The following is an 8,079-nucleotide window of genomic DNA, read 5'->3' on the forward strand; positions in this document are numbered from 1 at the left end:
CGACCACGTCACACCGCGCCGACCACGTCACACCGCGCACGACGTCACACCGCGCCGCGGCTCCCGCGCGTACGCGGCTTCTACGAGACGTCGACGGGGCTGTGCGCGGCCTCGGGGCTTGTGCGCATCGCCGAGGTGCACGTGTAGGGGCGCGGCGCCTCGCTCGTGTGCGACCCCGGGCCGCCGAGCAGGACGGTGTGCCCGTTGCCGCCGAGGGAGTCGCTGTGGGCGAAGGTGCAGATGATCTGCACCAGCGCGACGGCGGTCAGCTCGCTCGGCTTGCTGCTCAGCCGCAGCGCGGGCGCGGGGTCGTCGGCCTCGGGGCCCGTCACCCGGAGCGAGGCGGGGACCTCGCTCGTGAAGCCCGCCTCGCGCTCGTCGTCCTCGGGGTGGCTCTGGAGCTCGGCGAGCAGCGCCTCGGCGACGGCCACCCGGTCGTCCTGGCCCGGCAGCTCGACGGGGCGGCGCACGGACTCGATGTGCGAGCCGCACAGCAGGTAGACGTCCGAGGTGGCGCCGTCGACGAGCTCGGGGCGGGTGTCGCACGTGGCGCGCGTGGGCGCGGGCCCCGCGTCCACCGGCACTTCGGTGGGCCGTATGCCGCACCCGGCCAGGGAGAGCAGCGTGAGCGCGCAGACCGCGAGCCAGCCACGTCGCGCGGTCATCCGGGCTCCCCTTCCGCCGGGCCGCCGGGCCTGGACTCCGCGCCCGCGGGCTGGCGTTCGGGGAGGTCGGGCTCGCGGGGGAGCCGCAGCGTGAACACGGCGCCGCCGTCCTTCGCGTTGTGGGCGCTGATGTCGCCCCCGTGCAGGTGGGCGTTCTCCAGCGCGATCGAGAGGCCGAGGCCGCTGCCGTCGGAGCGCGGGCGTGAGGCGCTGGCCTTGTAGAAGCGGTCGAAGACGTGGGGCAGCACCTCGTCGGGGATGCCGGGCCCGCGGTCGGCGACCTCGACGAGCACGGTGCTCGCGCCGTGGGCCGCCGCCTCCTCGCGGATGGTGACGCTCACGGGGGAGCCGCCGTGCTTGAGCGCGTTGCCGATGAGGTTGGCCAGGATGACGTCGAGGCGGCGTGGGTCGAGGCGGGCGATGATGCCGCGGTCGGCGTTCAGCTCGACGGCGTCGAGCCACGCGCGGGCGTCGATGCAGGCGGTCACCTGGTCGGCGATGTCCACCTCGTCGAGGACCATGCGGGCGGTGCCCGCGTCGAAGCGGGTGACCTCCATCAGGTTCTCCACCAGGTCGTTCAGCCGCCGGGTCTCGCTGACCACCAGCTGGACGGCGGGGGCGATCATCGGGTCGAGGTTGTCCACCTCGTCCTCCAGGACCTCCGTCATGGCGGTGATGGCCGTCATGGGGGTGCGCAGCTCGTGCGACATGTCGGCGACGAAACGGCGGCTCGCGGCCTCGCGGGCGCTGAGGTCCTTCACGCGCTGCTCGAGGGAGGCGACGGAGCGGTTGAACGTCCGGGTCAGCTCGGCCAGCTCGTCCGCGCCCCGCACCTCGAGGCGGGTGTCGAGCTTGCCCTCGCCGAGGCGTTGGGCCGCGTCGCTCAGCCGCTGCACGGGGCGGAGCACCATGGTCGCGGCGGCCTGGGCGAGCAGGACCGAGCCGATGACGGCCAACGCGGTGGCTATGCCGAGGGACCAGGCGAGGGAGTTGAGGTCGTCGCGCTCGGGCGCGAGGGAGACATACATGTAGCCGGTGGGGCCGCCGCCCATGACCCGGGTGCCGCCGATGAGGTACGGGTCGCCGTCCACGGTGATCCGCTGCCAGTAGAGGTGGTACGCGGCCTCGCCGTCGCCGTCGCGCCGGTCGTTGACCGCCTCGACGAGCGAGTCGGGCACCATCGCGTACGCGAAGACGGCGGGGTCGGACTCGGCGGTGCATATCCGGCCGCCCTCGGCGGGCTCGGCGCGCAGGACCACCTGGTAGTCGAGGGTGTTGCGGGCGACGGCCCCGGCCATGCCGGTGTAGTCGCCGCAGCTGGACTCCTCGGGCAGGACGCTGGCCTGCTCGCCGAGGGTCTCGCGGAAGTCGCGCAGGGCGGCGTTCTGCGCGCGGGTCAGGACGGCGTCGCGGTTGAGCCAGTAGGCGATGCCGGAGACCGAGACGGCGGCCACGAGCGCGACGAGCGCGAACACCGTGACCAGGCGCAGCCGCAGGCTGGTGAGCCGGAGCAGCGCGCGGAGCCAGCCGCGTATGCGCCCCTCGCGCGGGGCGTCGGCCTGCGCCGGGCGCGCGCCGGGGCGCGAGGCTCCGGGGTCCTCGGGGTCTTCGGGGGCAACGCTCACGAAGGCGCGTCCAGCCGGTACCCCACACCCCGGACGGTGCGGATCAGCTTGGGCGACGAGGGCACGTCCTCGACCTTGGCGCGCAGCCGCTGCACACAGGCGTCCACGAGGCGCGAGTCGCCGAGGTAGTCGTGCTCCCACACCAGGCGCAGCAGCTGCTGCCGGGACAGCGCCTGCCCCGGCCTGCGGCTCAGCTCGAGCAGGAGGCGCAGCTCGGTGGGGGTGAGCTGGAGGTCGGCGCCGTTCTTCGTCACGGTCATCGCGGCCCGGTCGATGACGATCGAGCCGAACGTCGCCGAGTCGTTGGACTCCCGCTCCCCGCGCCGCATCACCGCGCGGATCCTGGCGTCGAGGACGCGGCCTTGGACCGGCTTGACCACGTAGTCGTCGGCGCCCGACTCGAGCCCCACGACCACGTCGATGTCGTCGCTGCGCGCGGTCAGCAGGATGATCGGCAGCTGATCGGTGCGGCGGATGCGGCGGCACACCTCGAAGCCGTCGATGCCGGGCAGCATCACGTCGAGGACGATGAGGTCGGGGCGTTGCTCGCGCAGGAGCTTGAGGCCGTCCTCTCCCGTCGCCGCGGTCACGACGCGGTGCCCCTGGCGAGTCAGGCTCATCTCCAGGGCCGTCCGCACCGCCTCGTCGTCCTCGATCAGCAACAGGAAAGCCACGCGGCTCATTGTGGCCTATGGACCGCCCGGAGTACGAGCGCCCGTACCTTGAAGCGTTCCCGTCAGGTGTTCCGGCGCCTTTCAAGGCTCGCCCGGCGGGGCTCCGCGGGGCGTGCGGAGGCGCCCTTCCCCTGTGACACCGCTGTGACAGACGGGCGACCGGGCGATGAAACTGGCCCGGCAAGGTATTCCCCAACGAGAGACGGACGGACGTCACGATGGGGGAGCGGGAATGAGCGCAGTGCACGACATCACGGCCACGGCGGTGAGCGAGACGCGCCCGACCGCCGCGATGGTTCCCGTCCGTTGCGGGGAGAAGCCCGGGGCCACGCGGCATGGGGGACGCCGAGGCCACGGGCATCAGCGTCCGCCCCACCTGACCTCGGTGGACGCGCGTGGGGGGCGAGCCGGGAGCGCGCGGCGCGAGGGGGCCACGGAGGCGGAGTTCACCGCCTACGTGCGTGAGCGCCGCGCCTCCCTGTACGCCACGGCCTTCCATCTGACGGGGGACCGGCACGAGGCGGAGGACCTGCTCCAGAGCGCGCTGCTCTCGACGTACCGCGCCTGGGACCGGATCAGCGACAAGGCGGCGGTCGGCGGCTACCTGCGGCGGACCATGACGAACCTGCACATCAGCGCGTGGCGGCGCAGGAAGCTCAACGAGTACCCGACCGAGGAGCTGCCCGAGGCGCCGGGCGAGCTGGACACGATGCGCGGCACCGAGCTGCGCACCGTGCTGTGGCAGGCGTTGGCGCGGCTGCCCGAGCAGCAGCGGACGATGCTGGTGCTCCGCTACTACGAGGGTCGCACCGACCCGGAGATCGCCGACACGCTCAACATCAGCGTCGGCACGGTGAAGAGCAGCATCTGGCGCACCCTGCGTCGGCTGCGCGAGGACCGGGCGCTCAGCCCAGGCCAGGACCAGGGGGAGTCCTTCGGCCAGCTGGTCGCCTGACGGGGCGGGGGAGCCCGAGGGGAAGGGCGCGGGGGAACACGGGGGAACGGGGGAACGGGGTTCCGCGCGGGGGCGCGGAGCCCGGGGGGACACGGGGGGCAACGGGGGGCACGGGGTCCGGTCGACCGGGGGGTACGGCCGGGCCCCGCACCGCGTTGTGTGGCGTCAACCGGTCGCCGGGGATTAACCGTTGGCCGACTGTCAGTGGGGGCCGTCACACTGGTGGGGTGCGATACGAGGTGCGCGACTATCGGCCGAGCGACGAGGGATCATGGCTGCGCTGCCGGGTGTTGTCCTTCCTGGCCACGGCCTATTTCGACAACGTGCTCCGGCGCAAGCCCGTCATGGCGCCGCCCGGCTTCTCCCTGGTCGCGGTGGCCGGTGACGGCTCGGTGGCCGGGGCGCTCGACGTCGCGGTCCAGGGGGAGCTCGCCACAATCGAAACCGTCGCCGTTCACCCCGACCACCAGGGACGGGGCATAGGCACGGCCCTGGTGGACGCGGCGCGTTCGCGGGCCGTCGCCGCCGGGGCCACGACACTCGACGCGTGGACACGGGACGACCCCGCCACCCTGGGGTGGTACGCCGCGTGCGGCTTCGCCGAGAGCGAGCACTACCTCCATGTCTTCGCCGACTCCTACTCCCGCGAGGACGAGCCGGAGAACGCCGTGCTCCCGCGGCCGGGGATCCGCCCGGTGACCGTGTTCGCCCACGCCGGTCTTGAGCTCGAGGAGGAGGCGCGGAAGGCGTTCTCCCGCGTCCACGTGTGCCGACGCCTCAGCCAGCCGATCGGGGCCGGTGGCCCCGATGGCCGGGGCTCGTGACGCCGTCGCACACCCCCATCCGCGCTGCCCACCTCATCGACCGACCCGAGGGACCCACCCATGCCTCCCGAGCCCACCCGACGCCGAGCCTTGGTCATCGGGGCCACCGGCACCATCGGTTCCGCCGTCGCCGACGCCCTCGCCGCCCGTGGCCACGCCGTCGTGCGCGCGTCGAGGAGCGGCCCAGGGCCGCGCGTCGACATCGCCGACCCGGCGTCCGTCGAGGCCCTGCTCGCGGCGACGGGCCCGGTCGACGCGGTGGTGTGCTGCGCGGCCAGCGGCGCGATGGCCCCGCTCGACACCCCGTCGGACGCGGAGTTCCTCACGGGCCTCGACGCCAAGCTGCTCGGCCAGGTCGCCCTGGTCCGCCGTGCCCTGGGCGCGCTCGCGGACGGTGGCTCCATCACGTTGACCAGTGGCCGCATCCCCGACGACCTGACGGGCGCCTCGCTCGGGCACCTGATCAACGGGGGCCTCGAGGCGTTCGTCCGCGCCGCGTCCGCCGAGCTGCCGCGCGGCCTGCGGCTGAACGTCGTGAGCCCCGGTTGGGTCGCCGAGACGCTCGCCGCCCTCGGCCTCGACCCCGCGGGCGGGACGCCCGCGGCCGAGGTCGCGGCCCGCTACGCCGAGGCGATCGAGGGGGACGCCAACGGGCGGACGCTCCTGGTCGGTTGAGCGCCCGTCGGTCAGGGAGTCACCCGGGATCGCGGTGGCGGTGGTGGAGCGCGGCGGCGAGCCCGGCGGGTGGATGCGTGCTGCGTGGTCTTCTCATGGGGCGGCTCCTCGATGGCGGTTGACGGCGGGTTCGCGGTGGGGACGAGGCGGTCGGGCGCGGGCGGGGGGACCGTAGGAGAGAGCGCCCGGGGCGCGTCAAGGGGCGCGCGCGAGTGGCGGGCGGCGCGCGGCGTTTCCCCGACGACTGTCTGATGACCCGTGCGCCGGCGCATGGAAGCGTTCGGGGCGAGGGACCGTGAGGGAGCGTGAACGCACGTGAGCGTCACCGGCGGGGTGGAGTGAAAGGACGCGCATGCGCTATGCCCTGGACCCCGAACTGGCCGCCGCCGTCGCCATGATGGCGGAGGTGGACATCTCCGACCTGGCCGCCGCCAGGGCCGCGCAGGCCGCTGAGCTCGCGGTGGCCATGCGCGACGCGGACGCCACCGGCGTCTCGGTGTGGGACGAGCGCGTGCCTGACCCGCTCACCGGGACCGAGCTGTCGCTGCGCGTGCACCGCCCGGCCGACGCGCGGGGCCCGTTGCCCGCCCTGCTCAGCATGCACGGCGGCGGCTTCGTCCTCGGCTCGCCCGACGTGGACCACGAGAGCAACGTCCTGCTGTGCCGCGAGCTGCCCGCCGTCGTCGTCGCCGTCGACTACCGCCTCGCGCCCGAACACCCCTTCCCCGCCGCCCTCGACGACTGCTGGGCGGCGCTGCGCTGGCTCGCCGACAACGCCGCCGCGCTCGGCGTCGCGCCCGACCGGATCGGGCTGTGGGGCGACAGCGCGGGCGCGGGCCTGGCCGCAGGGCTCACCCTGCTCGCCCGCGACCGCGGCGGCCCCGCGATCCGCCACCAGCACCTCCACAGCCCCGCCGTCGACGACCGGTTGACGACGGGCAGCGCGCGCGAGTTCACCGACACGCCCGTGTGGAACCGGCGCAACGCGCAGCTCAGCTGGGACGCCTACCTGGGCCCCGGCGTCCCGGGGAGCGCCGAGGTGTCCGCGTACGCCGCGCCCGCCCGCGCCGTTGACCTGGCCGGGCTGCCCCCGGCGTCCGTCGCGGTGATGGAGTACGACCCGCTGCGCGACGAGGCGTTGGCCTACGTCGGGGCGCTGCGCGGCGCAGGGGTGCCCACCACGCTGCTGTGCTACCCCGGCACCTTCCACGGCGCGGTCGTCGTGGCGCACTCGGCGGTCGCGCGGCGCGTGACGGACGACGCGCTGACCGCGATCCGGGCGGGTCTTGGCGCCGCCGACGTGCCACCGCGTCACTCGGCGACGGACAACCGCCAGGCGTAGAGCGCCAGTTGAGCCTGGAACCGGTCGTGCGGCTCACGCAGCCGCCGCCCGAGTGCCGCCTCGGCCCCGGCCAGCCGCGCGGCCACCGAGCTGTGGTGCAGATGCAGCGCGGCGGCGGCCTGGCGCAGCGACCCGGTCCGGCAGAACGCCGCCAGCGCCGCGATGCTCAGGTCCCCGCCGTCCCGCCCGGCGAGACCGGCCAGCGCCCGCACCTCGGGGTTGGCCCGCAGCCGGGCCGTCGGCACATCGGCGAGCAGCGCCAACGAGCCCAGCGCGTCATGGTCCACCACCCGCTCCTCAGGGCCGCCCGCCACCGCGAACCGCAGCGCCGTCCGCGCCTGCGCCCACGAGGCCCCGGCCTGGAACGGCGCGACGCCACCCCCGATCCCCAGCCGCACCCCGCGCGCGCGAACGGCCGCGCGCGGGGCGTGAGTGGCGCGAGTGGCGCGTTCCCGCGTCCGCTCGGCCACCGCCGCCGACAGCTCGCGCGCCAAGTCGTCACCACCGTCCCCTGGTTGCACCAGCACGGCGGCCAACGCGCCCATCGACGCGATCCGCACGCCCGCGCGCGGCCCCCCGCGCGCGAGGAGCGCCACGGCCTCGATCCCCGCGTCCGTCTCGCCGCCGCCGACCACGGCGACGACGCGCAGGGGCAGCTCGGGGTCGAGGCCGAGGAGCCGCAGCGCCCGGCCCCGGTCCTCGACGGCCTCGCGCTCGGACAGCACCGTCTCGACCAGCGCGGGGTCGGCCACATGCGGCGAACGCACGTGCCGCGGCGGCCCCATGTCGGCCGCGATCGCCATCCACTCGAGCACCAGCTCGTCCAACGGGCCGGGCTCGCCGTTCCGTTCGAGCCACACCTGCCCGCCGGGGCGCAGCGCGAGCCTGGCCGACACGGGCCCGGGGACGCCGGGCAGCGCGACCCCGTCGGGCGCGAACCGCACCACGCGCCCTTCGGGCCGTTCGAGACCGGCCGGGCAGTGGACGAGCCCGGCCGTCGAACGCACCAGCACCACCGGATCGACCGTGCCGACGCTCAGTAACGCCTGGAAGTGCGCGATCACCCGCACCGCGGCGGCGGCGTCCGCGTCCAGGGACGACAGCCGCAGAAGCAAACCCTTCACCTTCGCAGTGTAGGAAGGCAGCGAAATCGACCACCAGTGTCGTGCACGCATCAGCTGATGCGCTCGGCTCACTGTCCTGTGGTGTGCCAGATGGTTTTGGTTTCGAGGTGGGTGGTGAGGCGGGTGGTGGTGGGGGTGGTGGTGAAGTCTTCGTGGGGGTGGGGGTGGTGGATGCGTTTGAGGGTGTCGGCGGCG

The 8,079-nt window shown here is 74.5% G+C and carries 8 protein-coding genes; 4 read left to right on the top strand and 4 right to left on the bottom strand.

Going from position 1 to position 8,079, the window contains the following annotated elements:
• Positions 1 to 80: 80 nt before the first annotated feature.
• The 3 genes from D7318_RS25515 to D7318_RS25525 form a co-directional block, all read right to left on the bottom strand.
• Positions 81 to 665, bottom strand: a complete 585-nt coding sequence (locus D7318_RS25515) for a hypothetical protein (RefSeq protein WP_120699551.1) — start codon at positions 663 to 665, stop codon at positions 81 to 83.
• The gene (locus tag D7318_RS25520; protein WP_230424073.1) at positions 662 to 2,200 is read right to left on the bottom strand and encodes a sensor histidine kinase; all 1,539 of its coding nucleotides are present in this window, start codon (positions 2,198 to 2,200) and stop codon (positions 662 to 664) included. Before D7318_RS25520 ends, D7318_RS25515 begins: the two co-directional genes overlap by 4 nt.
• Positions 2,201 to 2,286: 86 nt before the next feature.
• Positions 2,287 to 2,964, bottom strand: coding sequence for a response regulator transcription factor (locus D7318_RS25525; RefSeq protein WP_113690277.1), 678 nt, complete (start codon positions 2,962 to 2,964; stop codon positions 2,287 to 2,289).
• A 232-nt stretch (positions 2,965 to 3,196) separates the two neighbouring features.
• Here D7318_RS25525 and D7318_RS25530 point away from each other — a divergent pair, with 232 nt between their 5' ends.
• The 4 genes from D7318_RS25530 to D7318_RS25545 all read left to right on the top strand — a co-directional run bounded on the left by D7318_RS25530 (position 3,197) and on the right by D7318_RS25545 (position 6,760).
• Entirely contained in the window at positions 3,197 to 3,919 is a 723-nt protein-coding gene (locus tag D7318_RS25530) for a SigE family RNA polymerase sigma factor (RefSeq protein WP_120699552.1), read from the top strand.
• Positions 3,920 to 4,146: 227 nt separating this feature from the next.
• A complete protein-coding gene (locus D7318_RS25535; RefSeq protein ID WP_120699553.1) occupies positions 4,147 to 4,743 on the top strand; it encodes a GNAT family N-acetyltransferase in 597 nt (198 codons plus the stop codon).
• 60 nt (positions 4,744 to 4,803) lie between these two features.
• Entirely contained in the window at positions 4,804 to 5,418 is a 615-nt protein-coding gene (locus D7318_RS25540) for a short chain dehydrogenase (RefSeq protein WP_120699554.1), read from the top strand.
• A 352-nt stretch (positions 5,419 to 5,770) separates the two neighbouring features.
• Positions 5,771 to 6,760 carry an alpha/beta hydrolase gene (locus D7318_RS25545; RefSeq protein ID WP_120699555.1) on the top strand — a complete coding sequence of 330 codons (990 nt, stop codon included), beginning with the start codon at positions 5,771 to 5,773 and terminating at the stop codon, positions 6,758 to 6,760.
• Here D7318_RS25545 and D7318_RS25550 read toward each other — a convergent pair.
• The gene (locus D7318_RS25550; protein ID WP_120699556.1) at positions 6,730 to 7,884 is read right to left on the bottom strand and encodes a PucR family transcriptional regulator; all 1,155 of its coding nucleotides are present in this window, start codon (positions 7,882 to 7,884) and stop codon (positions 6,730 to 6,732) included. The genes D7318_RS25545 and D7318_RS25550 overlap by 31 nt on opposite strands.
• Positions 7,885 to 8,079: the final 195 nt, after the last annotated feature.

The sequence above is a fragment of the Streptomyces radicis genome (assembly GCF_003626575.1).
Taxonomy (GTDB): Bacteria; Actinomycetota; Actinomycetes; order Streptomycetales; family Streptomycetaceae; genus Streptomyces; species Streptomyces radicis.